The organism is uncultured Ralstonia sp. (assembly GCA_913056305.1).
In the GTDB taxonomy this organism is placed as follows: Bacteria; Pseudomonadota; Gammaproteobacteria; order Burkholderiales; family Burkholderiaceae; genus Ralstonia.
Genome location: CAJXMR010000105.1, coordinates 1 through 15,501, shown reverse-complemented (window position 1 = coordinate 15,501; position 15,501 = coordinate 1). Strand labels below are relative to the sequence as shown.

The 15,501-nt window shown below is 64.8% G+C and carries 20 protein-coding genes; 19 read left to right on the top strand and 1 reads right to left on the bottom strand.

Annotated elements, in window-relative coordinates:
• The first annotated feature begins 72 nt into the window (after nucleotides 1-72).
• From QZ609_RS16220 to QZ609_RS16135, 18 genes are all read left to right on the top strand, one after another.
• A complete protein-coding gene (locus QZ609_RS16220; protein ID WP_295496932.1) occupies nucleotides 73-690 on the top strand; it encodes a hypothetical protein in 618 nt (205 codons plus the stop codon).
• Nucleotides 691-793: 103 nt separating this feature from the next.
• Nucleotides 794-2,221 (top strand): hypothetical protein, encoded by a 1,428-nt coding sequence (locus tag QZ609_RS16215; protein ID WP_295496930.1) that lies wholly within the window; start codon nucleotides 794-796, stop codon nucleotides 2,219-2,221.
• A gap of 13 nt (nucleotides 2,222-2,234) precedes the next feature.
• On the top strand, nucleotides 2,235-3,170 hold the full coding sequence (locus tag QZ609_RS16210) for a hypothetical protein (RefSeq protein WP_295496927.1): 936 nt from the start codon (nucleotides 2,235-2,237) through the stop codon (nucleotides 3,168-3,170).
• An 85-nt stretch (nucleotides 3,171-3,255) separates the two neighbouring features.
• Nucleotides 3,256-3,519, top strand: coding sequence for a helix-turn-helix domain-containing protein (locus QZ609_RS16205; RefSeq protein ID WP_295496924.1), 264 nt, complete (start codon nucleotides 3,256-3,258; stop codon nucleotides 3,517-3,519).
• Nucleotides 3,520-3,530: 11 nt separating this feature from the next.
• A complete protein-coding gene (locus tag QZ609_RS16200) occupies nucleotides 3,531-4,010 on the top strand; it encodes a hypothetical protein (RefSeq protein ID WP_295496922.1) in 480 nt (159 codons plus the stop codon).
• A gap of 3 nt (nucleotides 4,011-4,013) precedes the next feature.
• Nucleotides 4,014-4,772 carry a BRO family protein gene (locus QZ609_RS16195; protein ID WP_295496919.1) on the top strand — a complete coding sequence of 253 codons (759 nt, stop codon included), beginning with the start codon at nucleotides 4,014-4,016 and terminating at the stop codon, nucleotides 4,770-4,772.
• Nucleotides 4,772-5,641 carry an ATP-binding protein gene (locus QZ609_RS16190; RefSeq protein WP_295496916.1) on the top strand — a complete coding sequence of 290 codons (870 nt, stop codon included), beginning with the start codon at nucleotides 4,772-4,774 and terminating at the stop codon, nucleotides 5,639-5,641. The genes QZ609_RS16195 and QZ609_RS16190 overlap by 1 nt, the downstream gene beginning before the upstream one ends.
• Before the next feature lie 3 nt (nucleotides 5,642-5,644).
• Nucleotides 5,645-6,268 carry a hypothetical protein gene (locus QZ609_RS16185; protein WP_295496914.1) on the top strand — a complete coding sequence of 208 codons (624 nt, stop codon included), beginning with the start codon at nucleotides 5,645-5,647 and terminating at the stop codon, nucleotides 6,266-6,268.
• Between the two features lie 9 nt (nucleotides 6,269-6,277).
• Nucleotides 6,278-6,745 (top strand): DUF6511 domain-containing protein, encoded by a 468-nt coding sequence (locus QZ609_RS16180; RefSeq protein ID WP_295496911.1) that lies wholly within the window; start codon nucleotides 6,278-6,280, stop codon nucleotides 6,743-6,745.
• Nucleotides 6,742-7,479 carry a hypothetical protein gene (locus QZ609_RS16175; RefSeq protein ID WP_295496908.1) on the top strand — a complete coding sequence of 246 codons (738 nt, stop codon included), beginning with the start codon at nucleotides 6,742-6,744 and terminating at the stop codon, nucleotides 7,477-7,479. The genes QZ609_RS16180 and QZ609_RS16175 overlap by 4 nt, the downstream gene beginning before the upstream one ends.
• The gene (locus QZ609_RS16170) at nucleotides 7,476-7,739 is read left to right on the top strand and encodes a helix-turn-helix domain-containing protein (protein WP_295496906.1); all 264 of its coding nucleotides are present in this window, start codon (nucleotides 7,476-7,478) and stop codon (nucleotides 7,737-7,739) included. Before QZ609_RS16175 ends, QZ609_RS16170 begins: the two co-directional genes overlap by 4 nt.
• Entirely contained in the window at nucleotides 7,736-10,003 is a 2,268-nt protein-coding gene (locus QZ609_RS16165; RefSeq protein ID WP_295496903.1) for a phage/plasmid primase, P4 family, read from the top strand. Before QZ609_RS16170 ends, QZ609_RS16165 begins: the two co-directional genes overlap by 4 nt.
• A 135-nt stretch (nucleotides 10,004-10,138) precedes the next feature.
• Entirely contained in the window at nucleotides 10,139-10,603 is a 465-nt protein-coding gene (locus QZ609_RS16160; protein WP_295496900.1) for a hypothetical protein, read from the top strand.
• A gap of 1 nt (nucleotide 10,604) precedes the next feature.
• Nucleotides 10,605-10,808 (top strand): hypothetical protein, encoded by a 204-nt coding sequence (locus QZ609_RS16155; protein ID WP_295496897.1) that lies wholly within the window; start codon nucleotides 10,605-10,607, stop codon nucleotides 10,806-10,808.
• The gene (locus QZ609_RS16150; RefSeq protein ID WP_295496894.1) at nucleotides 10,801-11,217 is read left to right on the top strand and encodes a DUF6362 family protein; all 417 of its coding nucleotides are present in this window, start codon (nucleotides 10,801-10,803) and stop codon (nucleotides 11,215-11,217) included. The genes QZ609_RS16155 and QZ609_RS16150 overlap by 8 nt, the downstream gene beginning before the upstream one ends.
• A 202-nt stretch (nucleotides 11,218-11,419) precedes the next feature.
• A complete protein-coding gene (locus QZ609_RS16145; protein WP_295496892.1) occupies nucleotides 11,420-12,799 on the top strand; it encodes a DNA modification methylase in 1,380 nt (459 codons plus the stop codon).
• Between the two features lie 25 nt (nucleotides 12,800-12,824).
• Nucleotides 12,825-14,051: a site-specific DNA-methyltransferase gene (locus QZ609_RS16140; RefSeq protein WP_295496889.1), complete on the top strand. Its 1,227-nt coding sequence runs from the start codon at nucleotides 12,825-12,827 to the stop codon at nucleotides 14,049-14,051.
• Nucleotides 14,052-14,059: 8 nt separating this feature from the next.
• Nucleotides 14,060-14,575, top strand: coding sequence for a hypothetical protein (locus QZ609_RS16135; RefSeq protein WP_295496886.1), 516 nt, complete (start codon nucleotides 14,060-14,062; stop codon nucleotides 14,573-14,575).
• A gap of 28 nt (nucleotides 14,576-14,603) precedes the next feature.
• Here the strand turns inward: QZ609_RS16135 and QZ609_RS16130 are convergent, their stop codons facing one another.
• Nucleotides 14,604-15,113, bottom strand: a complete 510-nt coding sequence (locus QZ609_RS16130; RefSeq protein ID WP_295496883.1) for a DUF3489 domain-containing protein — start codon at nucleotides 15,111-15,113, stop codon at nucleotides 14,604-14,606.
• A gap of 73 nt (nucleotides 15,114-15,186) precedes the next feature.
• Between QZ609_RS16130 and QZ609_RS26790 the strand changes: the two genes are divergently transcribed.
• The coding region (locus QZ609_RS26790) for an HNH endonuclease (RefSeq protein ID WP_365901733.1) at nucleotides 15,187-15,501 on the top strand (315 nt) is incomplete at its 3' end.

Here is a 15,501-nt window from a genome sequence, read left to right as displayed (position 1 = left end):
GCATTGACGCTGCGTCGATGTCTCGGTGCTGCGGAATGAGTTCTGAACACCATCCTTAGCACCGAGTATCAGGTGCACGATGAGAGCGGCAACCCCGTCTGCGGCATTTGCGAGTACGACCCGGGCGTGCCTGACACTGCGATGGTATCGGTGTCACCCGCTGAAGATACGGCCGGCGAGGCACTGGTGCTCAGCACCCTGGCACACGAGCTCGGCCACGCGGTTTTCGACGCACCGCACTGGATCGTCGAGGCGAGCAAGGGACCGGGGCTGTTCGACAGCATCGACCCGGCCACGCGGCGGGCCTACCGCACGACGACACGGGACGGCGAGCATTTGGGCAAGGTGGCTCCCGTCGCCGAAACCGCCCAGCAGATCGCGAAGGACGCTTACTTCTCCGAACTGCGCGCGAATGAATTCATGGGTTCGCTGCTGGTGCCGCGCCAGCGCATGAATCTGGCTGTTGAGGCGCTTGCGCCGAAGTACGGTGTGACCATCCATCACAGCCCATCGCTTGACCCGGAGATGCCCGGTACAGCGATCCACCTCACTGCGGACGGTGACGTTGGGTTCTTCGACATGGAGAGCCTGCAGAAGGCGCTCGCCACACGCTTCGGCGTCAACCGCCGCTTTATCCAAGTGCGGATGGAGCGATACGGCCTTCTCAGGCAGGAGGCCAGGATGCGCTGACTCGACGCCTCTCACGCCTGGGCCGACTTCGTGTCGGCATTTTTTGAAGCCTTAAGTTAACCATTCGCGCAATCGCGCACTTCCTAAAGTAAGGATTTTGCCTATGCCCGTCGATAACCACATCACTGAACAACAGAACCCGACTGCCGCCGGAAAGCAGCCCGCCAAGCGGGAACGAAAATGCCAGTCGGATGATGCAGGCTCAGTCATCCTGCCGGGCATGCAACACTTCGTCACCTTGCTCCGCAAGGTCAAACGTCCCTCCCTGGTCTTGCTCCTGGTCGAGCGCGCCAGTGATTCGCAGTTGCCTGAGATTGCGGCAGTGACCGACGTGGCCAAGGGGCATCTGGCGATTGAGTCGCGTCAGGCGATGTTCCATGCTGTCGCCAAGCTTGGTGCCGATGTCCGGCATCGCATCGAGCACGCTGCTGAACGCGTCGTGCTGCTCGACGATGAGTACGGCTCCCAGGCTGTCCAGTCTCTGCTCGACGAACACGGTGACGCTGATGTCCTTGCGATACCCACCGACCGCTACAGTCGCGCGCTCTACTTGTACCTGTTGCAAGACTTCCCCGAGAACGGGGCCAAGCCCGATTCGCGCTTTGACCATGCCGAACGCTTGCAGGTGATGCACCGGCAGTGGAAGAGCGAGAACTACTCCAGCCACTACCTTGGGCCCAAAGGCGTAGTGCCGCAGGCTGGCCCCGATGTCGAGGACGCCCTGCGCACACGCATCGCCGCGCTGTTTCCGCAGGTGCCGCCCGACCAGATCCTCATCGAGCAATTCACGCGGCGCGATCTGACCCACGCCGACCGCAGCAGTGGCCAGGATGCCGATGAAGCCGATTCCGTGCTCCTGCATACCCTGACCGCGACGTTCAATGGCTCGACGGCGCACTACCAGCAGGTCAACGACGGTGAGGTAGAAGACCATGAAGTGCCAGCCGCGATGTCGGCCTGCTTCTCGTGGGAGCCGGAGACCGGCGCGCTCAGCGTGTTTTGCGAAGACCGCGAAACCCGCCGCGCGCTGGCCACTGTCTTCCGCGACGTCGCACTCGCCTGCGAGGACGGCATCGACGACATGCCAATGCGCGAGTTCGACATTTTCGGCTTCTCGACGCCCGAGATGCTCAAGCGTCTGGAGCGCGACCGCGTAGCCGGGGTCGAAAAGATCACGATCCTCCAGATCAAGGTCGCACGCCCGTTCGAGCAGACAACCTCCGACGAGGCCAATGGACGCGACCTCGTGCAACATCTGTCGAGCACGATGCTCATCGGCAAGGATCGGCGTGACGCCCGCAACATTTATCAGGTCGCCTACGACGACTACGGTGTTGATGACCTGACCGGGTACACGCTGGTACAGGTGAAGCTCGTGTTCCGGATGGCCAAACAACCGCACCGCAAGGCGCATAACGTCGCCGTCCAGATAACCGCACCAAATGGTCTGAACGATAAGAGCAAGACCGAAGACGACCGCAAGCGTGTGCTGGAGCAGCTCACTCGCATCGGCGTTCTCCGCGAGTTCTGAAGGAGTGTAGGCGATGTCAGCTCATCTTCAGTTCTTCGCCGCGCTGGATCGGCTGCAACGGCTCGATACACACGTCATGTCTGGCGTGCTTGGCCGATGCAGGCCGGAATTTCTGCGTCGGCGCTGGATCACCGAGAGCGGGCACCTCACCCACGTGATGGTGCCGTTCCTCGATTCACAGCAAGAGGTCGAGGTCGAAGTCGACCAGGACGTTGCGGTCTACCGCTATCACAGTCCGCAACAGCGCGGCAGGATGGTCACTGGGCCATTGACCGAGATTGCGCTCTACATGCTCCAGGTGGACACATGGCTTGACGACTTGGTTACGTTGATCGGCATCGAAGATCGTCGGCGCTCCACCGGTCGTGTCCGCGTGCCTGATCACCTGTGGCACCTTGGCGACGTGCGCGTCGCTGGCACGCACCACTTCGCTCCGGTATTCGTGGCGCGGGCTTGGAAGCGCGCGCCAGAGAGCGAGGTGACGACGGCGCTCGTTGATGCGATCTGGCCGCGCAGCGGTGTCGTGCTCGGGCTGCAGCCCCCATCGACAGCCACGCTGCCACGTGATCACGCAATGCGATCTCTCCATGAATTCGTTCGTGTGGACGAAAGTAAAGAAGTCTTCGACGCGAGCGCATTCGACCGTGTGTTGCGCGGCTATGTCACGCCAACCGGGGCGCCGGAACCCGAGCAGTTCCTCCGTGGCACACGCTTCAAGCTGCCGCACTTCTCGGCGTCGCGTGAGCTGTCGGCGGAACGCGCCAAGATCATCAAGCAGATGTGGGGCGTAGAAGGTGAAGTTGCTCCCGAGATGTCCTGGGCCGAGGTCAACCGAATTGCCAGCACCGGCTACCAGTCATTCGATGACGCCTTCGGTGGCAAGGCCGAGCGCGAGGACGTGATCGACTTGGTCAAGCGCGGCAAATACCGGGTGCGGCGCAACCCATAAATGCGCCCATAAATCGAACCGCACACGGGCCATAAACCCGTGCGGAGACTTCGATGTGCCCATTTCATCTAGGAGGCACATCGAAATGCAAACCCGACTGTCTGCAGCACAAATCGGTCGAATCTCCGACCGACAAAATCCCGGCGGCACCGTCCGCATCGCCCTCGACGAAAACGAGCTCGCGGCCCGCTGGGGCCTCTCGGTCAAGACCCTGCGCCGCTGGCGCCAGGAACAGCTCGGCCCGGTCTTCTGCAAGCTCGGCGCCCGTGTCACCTACCTGATCTCCGAAGTCGAGGCCTTCGAGCGGCGCGTCTCGCGCTACTCGACCTCGGTGCGGGTCCATGTGTGAGGGGGGCGGCGATGAGCGAACTCACGATCTTCCCCACCGACCTCGCCGATCTCTCGGTGAGCCAGCTGGCCGCGCTTTCCCCGGCCCAGAAGCAGGAACTCAGCCGCAATCTCGACGAAGCCCTCGACTGGCTGAAGAAGGCGCGCGCCAAGTTCGACGCGGCACTTGATGCCGCCTACGGCGAGCAGGCCCGCGCCGTGCGCCTCGACGCCGGCAAGGACTTTGGCGTCATCCACCTCTCGGACGGCCCGCTGCGCGTGACCGTCGACCAACCCAAACGCGTGTCGTGGGATCAGGCGCAACTGGCTGCGATCGCCCAGCGCATCGCCGCCGCCGGCGACAACGTCGAGGACTACGTCGACGTCGAGTACGGCGTGTCGGAATCGCGCTTCAACAACTGGCCCCCGGCGCTGCGCGCGCAGTTCGAGGCCGCACGCACCGTCAAGCCCGGCAAGCCGTCGTTCCGGCTGGCCCTCGTTTCGGAGAACTGATCGATGAACACCCAACTGATCCCGTTCGACTTCGAGGGCCGGCCGGTCCGCGTGGTCACCGATGCCCAGGGCGAGCCGTGGTTTGTCGCGGCCGACATCGCCCAGTCCCTCGAATACCGCATGGCCAGCGACATGACCCGCTCGCTCGATGACGACGAGAAGGGTACGCAGATCGTGCGTACCCCCTCCGGCGATCAAGAGATGCTGGTCATCAACGAGTCCGGTCTCTACTCGGCGATCCTCAGGAGCCGCAAGCCCGACGCCAAGCGCTTCAAGCGCTGGATCACGCACGAGGTCATTCCTTCCATCCGCAAGACCGGCACCTATGCGATGCCGAACGCCGTGGCTGCACTCCCCGCGCCGACCCAGGACCGCGTTTCCTCGATCCTGCTGATCGGCGAGGCCGTGGCAAAGGTACCTGGCGTCAAGGCCGGCATTGCGATGGCTGCAACGCTGACCTGTATTCACGAGAACACCGGCATCACGGTCGACACGCTGCGCCGCGCACTGCCGGCTGCCGATGCCCCGATCTGTTCGCTCAACGCCACGCAGGTCGGCCAGCTGCTGGGCATCTCGGCAAAGGCCGCCAACCAGCGTCTCGCGGGTCACGGGTTGCAGGTGCGCAACGACCGCGACGAATGGGAGCTGACCGAGGCCGGCGAGGCTTGGGCCGAAGCGATGCCGTACTCGCGCAATGGTCACTCTGGCTATCAAATCCTCTGGAATCCGGCGGTCGCCGTGCAGCTGAAGGAGGTGGCGTGATGGCGCTCCCGATCATCACCGCTGATCAGCGGCTGGCCGAGCGGCGCGGCGTCAAGGGCGTGCTGGTCGGCAAGGCCGGCATCGGCAAGACCTCTCAGCTGTGGGCGCTTGATGCCGAGTCGACTCTGTTCATGGACCTGGAGGCCGGTGACTTGGCCGTCGAGGGCTGGGCCGGCGACACCGTCCGTCCGCGCACCTGGAAGGAATGCTGTGACGTTGCCGTGTTCGTCGGCGGCCCAAACCCGGCGCTGCGCGACGACCAGTCGTTCAGCCAGGCGCATTACGACGCAGTCTGCGCGCGCTACGGCGATCCGGCCCAGCTCGCCAAGTACCAGACCATCTTCGTCGACTCGATCACGGTCGCGGGGCGCCTGTGTCTTCAGTGGTGTAAGGGCCAGCCGCAGGCCTACTCGGAGAAGACCGGCAAACCGGACAGTCGCGGCGCCTACGGGCTGCTCGGCCAAGAGATGATCGCTTGGCTCACGCACCTGCAGCACGCGCGCGGCCGGAATGTCTGGTTCGTCGGCATCCTCGAGGAAAAAGTCGACGACTACAACCGCCGCATCCACCAGTTGCAGATCGACGGTTCCAAGACCGGCCTGGAACTGCCAGGCATCGTCGACGAGGTCATCACGCTCGCCGAGCTGAAAGCCGAGGACGGCACGGGCTATCGGGCCTTCGTCTGCCACACGCTCAATCCCTGGGGCTATCCCGCCAAAGATCGCTCCGGCCGTCTCGATCTCGTCGAGGAGCCGCACCTCGGCCGCCTGATGCAGAAGATCGCCAGCGCCGCCCGCCCCGCTCCCGAGCGTCTCGATTTCACGCGCCCGGCCGCCGCCACCCAAACAACCGCATCCCCGCAGGAGTAGGCCATGACCACCTGGAACGATTTCAACGACGCCGAACAGCAGCAGGACTTCGATCTCATCCCCAAGGGCACTATCGCCCGCCTACGCATGACCATCAAACCGGGCGGCTACGACGACCCGGACCAGGGCTGGGTTGGCGGCTACGCGACGCAGAGTTTCGAGACCGGCTCGGTCTACCTCGCCTGCGAGTTCGTTGTGCTGGAGGGCGAGTACGCGAAGCGCAAGCTCTGGTCGAACGTAGGCCTGCACAGCCCCAAGGGCCCGACCTGGGGGCAGATGGGCCGCACCTTCATCCGTGCAGTGCTCAATTCCGCGCGCAACGTCCACCCGCAGGACATGGGCCCGCAGGCGGCCGCCGCGCGCCGCATCCAGGGCTTCCATGAGCTGGACGGCATCGAGTTCGTCGGCCGCATCGACGTCGAGAAAGACGCTAAGGGCGAGCTGCGCAACGTGGTCAAGCTCGCCGTCGAGCCCGGCCAGCCCGAGTACGCGCAGGCGCTCGGCCTGGCGGTGCCGCAGAAGACGCCGGGCGGCGGCACCTCCGGCGCGCCGGCGGCGCCGCGTGCGCCCGCACCTGCCGCATCCCGGCCGGCTCCAGCCACCGGCAAGCCCGCCTGGGCACAGTAAGGGGGACGGATGAAATGCTGGGTCTGCAAACAACAGGCGCGAGGCTTCGGCCACACCGACAATCGCCATCCGGCGGGCGATGCGCGCCGCTATCCCGCCGATTGGGTGTTCTGCTCGCGCCGCTGCCAGGACGCGTTCCACGCGCTGTATGGCAACTGGCTCCGGGTCAAGGACGGCTATGGCAATTCGAGGGAGGCCGTGATGATCGATCCGTCTGATATCGAACGGGCCGCGATGCGTAAATGCCTCAAGGCCTTCGGCGAGGCGGCGGGGTACATCGGCTTCGACAAGCCGCTCGGTGCTTACTCGGAGGCTGAGGCTCTGCAGGTGATCGACGCTATCGTCACCCGCTACACCGAGGCGATGGTCGAGCACCACGAGGCGAGCAAGCTCCCGCCGATACGCGGCATGAAGGACGCCGCCAGCGATCCGTTCGCCGACCTCGAAGACGACCTGCCGTGGGAGGCAAAGCCATGATGGACTTCAACTCCTCGGCCAGCCTCTCCGGCCAGGTCACGGCGTTGATCGACCTCGGGATGCAGCATGCGCGCGCCCGGCAAGGGGCGCGGCACTATCTCGGTGCTTCGCGCCTGGGCGTGGCGTGCGAGCGCGCCCTGCAGTACGAGTACGCGCAGGCACCGGTCGATGCCGGTCGCGAAACTGAAGGCCGGATGCTACGCATCTTCGAGCGCGGCCACGTGATCGAGGACTGCGTAGCAGGCTGGCTGCGCGCGGCGGGCTTCGATCTGCGCACGCGCCACGCGGACGACGTGCAGTTCGGCTTCGAGGCAGCGGACGGGCGCCTGCAGGGCCATGTCGACGGCGTCATCGTCGCCGGCCCTGAGGGCTTTACCTACCCGGCGCTCTGGGAGAACAAGTGCCTGGGCGCCAAATCCTTCCGCGAGCTGGAGAAACATTATCTGGCCGTCGCCAAGCCTGTCTACGCAGCACAGGTCGCGCTCTACCAGGCCTATCTGGATCTCCACGCACACCCGGCGCTCTTCACGGCCATCAACGCCGACTCGATGGAGATCTATGCCGAGCGTGTGCCGTTTGATGGCGGCCTCGCCCAGCGCATGTCGGACCGGGCAGTCAAGGTCATCACCGCCACCGAGGCCGGCGAGCTGCTGCCGCGCTCGTTCACCGATTCCACCCATTTCGAATGCCGGATGTGCGCTTGGCAGGACCGCTGCTGGAGGACCCAAGGATGAACGATACCGATATCCAGACGCCGCCGGTCATCGCCGGCGAGCCGATGATCGACGCCAAGCAGGCCGCCGCCGCGCTGCGCCTGCCGTACTACTGGTTTGCGGATCACACGATGCGCGCCAAGCATCGCATCCCTCATTACCTGCTTGGCGGCCTGGTGCGCTACCGCCTGTCCGAGCTCGAAGCGTGGGCCGCGCACATCGCTGCCGTTCAGGGCCGCAAAGGCGATGCAGCAGATTCAACTGTCGAGGGAGCCGAATGATCGACTTCAACGATACCCAACCCTCCCTGGAACTCGACGGGGACACGAAGCACGAGGCGATTCGAACGGAGCTGATCGCACGTCTCGAGTCGGTGCTGCTGGCGCTGTTCCCGGCCGGCAAGAAGCGACGCGGCAAGTTCCTGATCGGCGACGTGCTGGGCAGTCCCGGCGACAGCCTCGAGGTCGTGCTCGACGGCGATAAGGCCGGGCTCTGGACCGATCGCGCCACCGGCGAAGGCGGCGACGTGTTCACCCTCATCGCCGCCCATCACGGCATCAACATCTACACCGAATTCCCACGGGTGTTGAGCGAAGCCGGCGATCTGATCGGTCGCTCCTACTCTGTGCCCGTGCGCAAAGCGAGGAAAGAGGCGCCGATCGACGATCTCGGCCCTGCTACGGCGAAGTGGGACTACCTCGATGCCGAGGGCAAGCTCATCGCCGTCGTCTACCGCTACGACCCACCCGGTGGCAAGAAGGAGTTCCGACCGTGGGATGCGCGCCGCCGCAAGATGGCGCCGCCCGAGCCTCGCCCGCTCTTCAACCAGCCGGGTCTCGCGGCCGCCGGCAACGTTGTTCTGGTCGAGGGCGAGAAATGCGCACAGGCGCTGATCCACCTCGGCGTCTGCGCAACCACGGCAATGCACGGTGCCAATGCGCCGGTCGACAAGACCGACTGGTCGCCGTTGACCGGCAAGGCTGTGCTGATCTGGCCAGACCGCGACAAGCCGGGCTGGGAGTATGCGATGGCGGCCGCGCAGGCAGCGCTCACGGCGGGTACCGCTTCCTGCGACGTGCTGCTGCCGCCGGACGACAAAGCAGACGGCTGGGACGCGGCCGATGCCGTGGCCGAAGGATTCGACGTCGCCGGCTTCCTCGATGGCGGGCCGCGCATGAGCATCAAGCCGGCCAATGCCACCCCCTCGCAGGAGGCCACAGTCTGGGCTACCGACGATGCGCTGGCACTGTCGTTCACGGGGCGCTACGCGGAGGACTGGCGCTACTGCGCGGCCTGGGGCAAGTGGCTGGTGTGGGATGGTCGCCGCTGGCAGGCCGACGAAACGCTGCTCGTTCATCACCTGATCCGGGCGATCTGCCGCGAGGCCGCGCTCAAGGCCGACTCGCATCGCCTGGCGGCCAAGCTCGCCGCGAGCAGCACGGTCAGCGGCGTCGAACGCCTCGCACGCACCGACCGCCGGCACGCCTCCACGTCCGAGGAATGGGATGCCGACCTGTTCGCGCTCAACACGCCGGGCGGCATGGTCGATCTGAAAACCGGGCGCATCAAGCCGCACGACCGACGCGAGCGGATGACCAAGCTGACCACCGCCACGCCGCGCGGTGACTGCGCCCGTTGGTGCGCATTTCTCGATGACATCACCGGCGGCGACGCCGCCTTGCAGGCCTACCTGCAGCGGATGGTGGGCTATTGCCTGACAGGCGCGACCAGCGCGCATGCGCTGTTCTTCCTGTACGGCACGGGCGCGAACGGCAAGTCGGTATTCGTGAACACGCTGGCCACGATCCTGGGGCATTACGCCACCAGCGCACCGATGGACACCTTCATGGAAGCGCGCGGCGACCGGCATCCGACCGATCTGGCGGGGCTGCGCGGCGCGCGCTTCGTATCCTCCATCGAAACCGAACAGGGCCGGCGCTGGAACGAATCCAAGGTCAAGGCCATCACCGGTGGCGACAAGGTGTCCGCGCGATTCATGCGCCAGGACTTCTTCGAGTACCTGCCACAGTTCAAGCTGGTGATCGCGGGCAACCACAAGCCTGCCATCCGCAACGTGGACGAGGCGATGAAGCGGCGCCTGCACCTGATCCCGTTCACGGTGACGATCCCGCCTGAGAGGCGCGACGGTCAGCTCACCGAGAAGCTGCTGGCCGAGCGCGACGGCATCCTCGCATGGGCCATCGAAGGCTGCTTGACGTGGCAGCGCGACGGGCTCAATCCGCCCGCCAGTGTGGTGTCGGCTACCGAGGAGTACTTCGACGAGGAGGACGCGATCGGCGACTTCCTCGACGAGGAGGCGCAGCGCTTTGATCAGGCCCGCGTGGCCGTAGCCGACGTGTTCCAGCGCTGGCAGGAGTGGGCGAGCCGGCGCGGCGAGTACGTGGGCACCAGCCGCTGGCTGGCCCAGCAGCTTGCCAATCGGGGCTTTGGTCGCACGCGCTTGCACGGCGGCGTCAAAGGCCTCGCGGGCCTCTCGCTCAAGCCCAAGGACTACGGCACGCGCCTGCCGTACCGCGACGACTGACCCACGGTGACCGAAGGTGACCCGCCCACGGATTGAATCTCTTTACGCGCGTGCACGCGCGCAGGCGGAGAGGCTAATCCACGCGGCGGTCACCTTCGGTCACCCGGACGAGAACACGAACGAAGGATTGCAACGATGACAACGACGATTCTTGCCCTCGATCTGGGCACCACAACCGGCTGGGCGTTGCGCGGCAACGATGGCGGCATCATCAGCGGGAGCGCGAGCTTCCGCCCACAGCGGTTCGAAGGTGGCGGGATGCGCTTTTTGCGATTCAAGCGCTGGCTCACCGAACTCAAGGGCCACGCAGACGGCATTAGCGCGCTGTATTTCGAGGAGGTGCGCCGGCACGTCTCGACCGATGCCGCGCACGCCTACGGCGGCTTCCTTGCCACACTGACGGCCTGGTGCGAGCACCACCAGATCCCGTACCAGGGCGTGCCAGTCGGCACGATCAAAGAATCCGCCACCGGGCGCGGCAACGCGGGCAAGGACGAGGTCATCGCGTCGGTTCGCGCGCTCGGGCACAGCCCCTTCGATGACAACGAAGCCGATGCGCTGGCGCTGCTGCACTGGGCCATCAATCTGCAGGAGGTGTGAGATGAAAATCCCGACTCCCCACTCCCCCTCCTCGCTTGCCCGCCACCAGCCCAGGGCCGTCGATGTGGAAGCTGCCAAGCGCGAGGGTTGGCAAACGCAGCGCATTCTCGTGGTCGCCGAACAGGACGAGCGACTCGATTTCCTCGAACGCGAACTCGTGCGCCGCATCGGCGACCGCCTCTACGGGGAGCGCCGCCGTGGCTGAGTGGACGATCGAAGCGGTGGCCGCACGCTTGGCCGATGCTGCCAATACCAGCCATCGCCTGCCGCCTGAGCGCGTCCAGGGCTACTTCAGCGTCTGGCCTGCGTTCATGCGTCGAGGATGGGAAGTTTTGGCCAATGAGGATCGTGCGTATCGTCCGTTGCCTCCGTCGCCGGCGGCGATCGAACGAATGCTTGAGGCCATGCGCTGGATGCAGTGGCTTGAGGCCGAACAGCGGCATCTGGTCTGGATGCGGGCCGAGGACCATGAGTGGGATGCAATCGGCAAGCGCTTTGGCTGCTGTCGAACCACAGCATGGCGGCGATGGCAACGCGCGCTCACGATCGTGGCGGTTAGGCTCAATGACCAAGGTCAGCGCTCGCCCTCCAAAATCCTGCGCAATTCAGGGTAGTGCTTGCCGTGTTTGTCCGTGCTTTGTGGTGTTTGTCCCTTTTGGGCGCAATCGGGCGTGCAACACTTTGGGCGATTTGGCGTAGGATTTGCGCTATCGTCGGGACAGAGGTGTGAGCGGCCCGGCCAACCTGCTTCTTCTCTCTTCTGAACCCGCCAGCGCGTGATGCGTTTGGCGGGTTTTTTGTTGCCCTTGTGAACCCATGCAGCAGCTTGAACACTGGCCACTGTCCCGCCTGATCGAATATGCGCGCAATCCGCGCAAAAACGATCACGCCGTCGATGCGGTGGTGGCAGCCATTCGTGAGTTCGGGTTCCGCGTGCCGATTCTCGCCAAGGGTGATGGCACCATCATCGATGGCCACCTGAGGTTCAAGGCGGCCGTCAAGCTAGGACTCGACGCCGTGCCGGTGCTGCGCGGCGACGACATGACCGAGACGCAGATCAAGGCGTTCCGGCTCAGCGTGAACAGGCTCGCCGAATTGGCCGGCTGGGACAACGAACTGCTGTCGCTGGAACTGGCGGAGTTGGAAGCGGCCGGTTTCGACCTCGAGCTGACCGGCTTCGAGACTGGGGAGATCGAAGCGCTGCTCGCCAAGGCCGGCGACGAAAACGATGCGTCCGCCGCCGATACGGTCGACGATGTTCCCGACACACCCGCGCAATCGGTATCACGCACGGGCGACATCTGGCTGCTGGGCCGGCACCGTCTGATCTGCGGCGACGCCGCTGACGCGTCGGTGATCGCCGCACTGATGGATGGCGAACAGGCGAGCCTGTGTTTCACCTCGCCGCCCTATGGCAACCAGCGCGACTACGCAAGCGGGGGCATCGCCGATTGGGACGACCTCATGCAGGGCGTCTGTGCCCCGCTGCCGATGACCCGCGACGGACAGGTGCTGGTCAACCTCGGGCTCATCCACCGCGACAACGAAGTCGTGCCGTACTGGGACGGCTGGCTGTCGTGGATGCGCAGCCAGGGCTGGCGCCGCTTCGCGTGGTACGTGTGGGACCAGGGACCGGGCATGCCAGGCGACTGGAACGGCCGCCTGGCGCCTGCCTTCGAATTCATCTTCCACTTCAACCGCGAGACGCGGCGCCCGAACAAGATCGTGCCGTGCAAGCACGCGGGCGAGGATTCGCACCTGCGCGCGGATGGCTCGTCGACCGCGATGCGCAGGAAGGATGGCGAGGTCGGCGGCTGGTCGCATGCCGGCCAGCCAACCCAGGACAACCGCATCCCCGACAGCGTAATCCGCATCATGCGGCACAAGGGCAAGATCGGTGATGGCATCGATCATCCGGCGGTGTTTCCGGTGGCACTGCCCGAGTACGTTATGGAGGCTTTCTCGAACCCTGGCGACGTGGTGTTCGAGCCGTTCAACGGCTCGGGCACGTCGCTGCTCGCAGCCGAGCGCACCGGTCGGTGCTGCCGGGCGGTCGAGATCGCCCCTGAGTATGTGGACGTGGCGTTGCGCCGTTTCCGGCAGAACCATCCCGACCTCGCCGTGACGCTCGCGGCCGCCGGCCAGTCGTTCGACGAGGTCGCTGCCGAACGAGACGCAGAGGTCGAGCATGCCTGAGTCGATCGCCGGTCTGCGCATCGAGATGCGCCCGGTCGAGGCGCTGATCCCTTACGCGCGCAATGCCAAGCGGCATTCGGATACGCAGGTCGCGCAGATCGCCGCCAGCATCCGCGAGTTCGGCTGGGGCGCGCCGATCCTGGTGGATGGCCAGAACAACGTGATCGCCGGTCATGGGCGGCTGCTCGCCGCGCGCAAGCTCGGCATGACCGAGGTTCCGGTCGTGCCGATGGACCATCTGACCGACACCCAGCGCCGAGCGCTGATCCTCGCCGACAACAAGATCGGCGAGAACGCGGCGTGGGACGAGGATCTGCTCGGGCTGGAACTAGCGGAACTGAACGCCGCTGGCTTCAACCTCGCACTAGCCGGCTTCACGCCCGAGGAATGGGACGCACTAATCGCCGGCGACGAGGCGTCCAAGGAAGGGTTGACCGACGAGAATGAGGCGCCCGAGGTCGAAACGGAACCCGTCAGCCGACCCGGCGACCTCTGGCTGCTCGGCGAGCACAAGCTGTTGTGCGGTGACGCGACGCAGGCCGAGCCGTACCGGACGTTGCTCGGCGAAGAACTCGCGGACATGGTCTTCACGGATCCGCCGTACAACGTCAACTATGCGAACACCGCCAAAGACAAGCTGCGTGGCACGAATCGGCCGATCCTGAACGACAATCTTGGTGAGGCCTTTGAGGCGTTCCTCACGGCCGCGTGTCAGAACCTGCTCGAGGTCACCAAGGGCGCCGTGTATATCGCGATGTCATCGAGCGAGCTCGATACGCTGCAGTCGGCATTCCGTGCCGCCGGCGGCCGCTGGTCGACCTTCATCATCTGGGCCAAGAACACCTTCACGCTCGGTCGCTCCGACTACCAGCGTCAGTACGAGCCGATCCTGTATGGCTGGCGCGACGGTGCCGATCACTTCTGGTGTGGCGCACGCGACCAGGGCGATGTCTGGCAGATCAAGAAGCCCGCGAAGAACGACCTGCATCCGACGATGAAGCCGGTGGAACTGGTCGAACGCGCCGTGCGTAATAGCAGCAAGACGCGCGACATCGTGCTTGACCCGTTCGGCGGCTCCGGCTCAACGCTGATCGCCTGCGAGAAGGCAGGCAGGCGCGCGCGGCTGATTGAACTGGACCCGAAGTACGTCGACGTGATCGTCAAGCGATGGCAGAACTGGAGCGGCTTGCAGGCTATACGCGTCGCCGATGGTGTGGCCTTCGACGACGTGACGGCTCAGGCGATGCGGTAGACGGGCGAGTGTTCGACCGCTATCGTGACGGAAAACTTGAACCGGTACATTGCCCCGCCATGACCGCCGCCATTGATCTGAACCGAATTGCCGATTTGCTGAAACAGGCTCGGGCCATCGCCATTGAGTATTACCGTTTGACGGGAAAACCACTGGGTATCACAGGAGAGGTCGGCGAGTATGAAGCCGCGCGATTGCTTGGCCTCGAACTCGCGGTAGCCAGAGAGGCCGGCTTTGATGCTGTCGACCAGAATGGACGGCACCTCCAGATCAAGTCACGATCCATACCCCGGGCGAAGAAGCTAACCGGACAGCGACTCGGTTCGATCGATTTGGACAAGCCCTGGGACGCCGTAATTCTCGTCCTGATGGACGAGGAGTTTTTGCCGGTGGCCATCTATGAGGCCGATCGTGCAGCCATCACCGAGGCCCTGCAACGTCCAGGCAGCAAGGCGAGAAACGAGCGCGGCGCGCTCGCAATTAGCAAGTTCCGGTCCATCGGCCGGCAAGTCTGGCCATTTTGAGAACCAGACTGCCGGACGTCGCAGCGTGTTATTCAGCGATCCGGTAGACCCGTCCGCGCCCTTCGACCTTTTCTGATAGCACGGCCAACCCGAGCTTCTTCTTCAACGCCCCGGCGAACGTGCCGCGCACCGTATGCGTCTGCCAGCCAGTTGCGTCGCAGATTTGCGCGATGGTTGCCCCCTCGGGACGACGCAGCATGTTGATCACTAGCGTCTGCTTGCTGTTCCCGCGTGCACGGCGCGGTGCCTTGATCCCGAGGCTGGTTTCGGCGGCTTCGACCGCTGCTTCCATCTCGGTAGGATCGGCGGCAGCCGGCGCTGCCGGGCGCGGAACACCTAGCGCATCGTAGCCCTCGGCGGCGACAAACCAGTCGGTGCCATCGCTTGTGATCAGCGCCCGGTTGAACAAGCCGCCGATCACCTTCTTGCGTGCACCGCCCTTGATGTTGTCAGGGAACCAGTCGATCTTGCCGCTGGTATGGTTGATCGCGTAGGCGAGGATTGCGTGCTGCGCCGGCGTCAGTTGGGTTGTACTCATGGTCGTACTCCTTCGTGGTGGGTGACGACTCCATGAACACGCTGTTCAATCGCGAAGCCAAGCTGAATTGCTGATGCCACGTCGCGCGCCGACACCCTGCCGGTTTCCGGGATGCGCGGCCGTGCTCGCGTCGCCTGGCTTCTGTGCAGCCCATCGCGGATGGACGCATCGGGACTATGGGCGTGCCCGCCGCACGTTCGATGCCGAGTTTGGGTTCTACAAGTCAGCCGCCTGGCAGCAATGTCGTGCTGCATATCTGCGGGCGCACCCACTGTGCGCGCATTGTTTGGCGCGTGGTCGCACGGTTGCCGCCCGGGTCGTCGATCACGTGGTGCCGATCAAGGATGGCGGTGCACGCTTGGACTGGGCCAACCTGCAGTCGCTGTGT

Bases quoted from the DNA above. Each gene is read 5' to 3' on its own strand.
- QZ609_RS16215 (WP_295496930.1), top strand. From the start codon at position 794: ATGCCCGTCGATAACCACATCACTGAACAACAGAACCCGACTGCCGCC.
- QZ609_RS16210 (WP_295496927.1), top strand. From the start codon at position 2,235: ATGTCAGCTCATCTTCAGTTCTTCGCCGCGCTGGATCGGCTGCAACGG.
- QZ609_RS16205 (WP_295496924.1), top strand. From the start codon at position 3,256: ATGCAAACCCGACTGTCTGCAGCACAAATCGGTCGAATCTCCGACCGA.
- QZ609_RS16200 (WP_295496922.1), top strand. From the start codon at position 3,531: ATGAGCGAACTCACGATCTTCCCCACCGACCTCGCCGATCTCTCGGTG.
- QZ609_RS16195 (WP_295496919.1), top strand. From the start codon at position 4,014: ATGAACACCCAACTGATCCCGTTCGACTTCGAGGGCCGGCCGGTCCGC.
- QZ609_RS16190 (WP_295496916.1), top strand. From the start codon at position 4,772: ATGGCGCTCCCGATCATCACCGCTGATCAGCGGCTGGCCGAGCGGCGC.
- QZ609_RS16185 (WP_295496914.1), top strand. From the start codon at position 5,645: ATGACCACCTGGAACGATTTCAACGACGCCGAACAGCAGCAGGACTTC.
- QZ609_RS16180 (WP_295496911.1), top strand. From the start codon at position 6,278: ATGAAATGCTGGGTCTGCAAACAACAGGCGCGAGGCTTCGGCCACACC.
- QZ609_RS16175 (WP_295496908.1), top strand. From the start codon at position 6,742: ATGATGGACTTCAACTCCTCGGCCAGCCTCTCCGGCCAGGTCACGGCG.
- QZ609_RS16170 (WP_295496906.1), top strand. From the start codon at position 7,476: ATGAACGATACCGATATCCAGACGCCGCCGGTCATCGCCGGCGAGCCG.
- QZ609_RS16165 (WP_295496903.1), top strand. From the start codon at position 7,736: ATGATCGACTTCAACGATACCCAACCCTCCCTGGAACTCGACGGGGAC.
- QZ609_RS16160 (WP_295496900.1), top strand. From the start codon at position 10,139: ATGACAACGACGATTCTTGCCCTCGATCTGGGCACCACAACCGGCTGG.
- QZ609_RS16155 (WP_295496897.1), top strand. From the start codon at position 10,605: ATGAAAATCCCGACTCCCCACTCCCCCTCCTCGCTTGCCCGCCACCAG.
- QZ609_RS16145 (WP_295496892.1), top strand. From the start codon at position 11,420: ATGCAGCAGCTTGAACACTGGCCACTGTCCCGCCTGATCGAATATGCG.
- QZ609_RS16140 (WP_295496889.1), top strand. From the start codon at position 12,825: ATGCGCCCGGTCGAGGCGCTGATCCCTTACGCGCGCAATGCCAAGCGG.
- QZ609_RS16130 (WP_295496883.1), bottom strand. From the start codon at position 15,113: ATGAGTACAACCCAACTGACGCCGGCGCAGCACGCAATCCTCGCCTAC.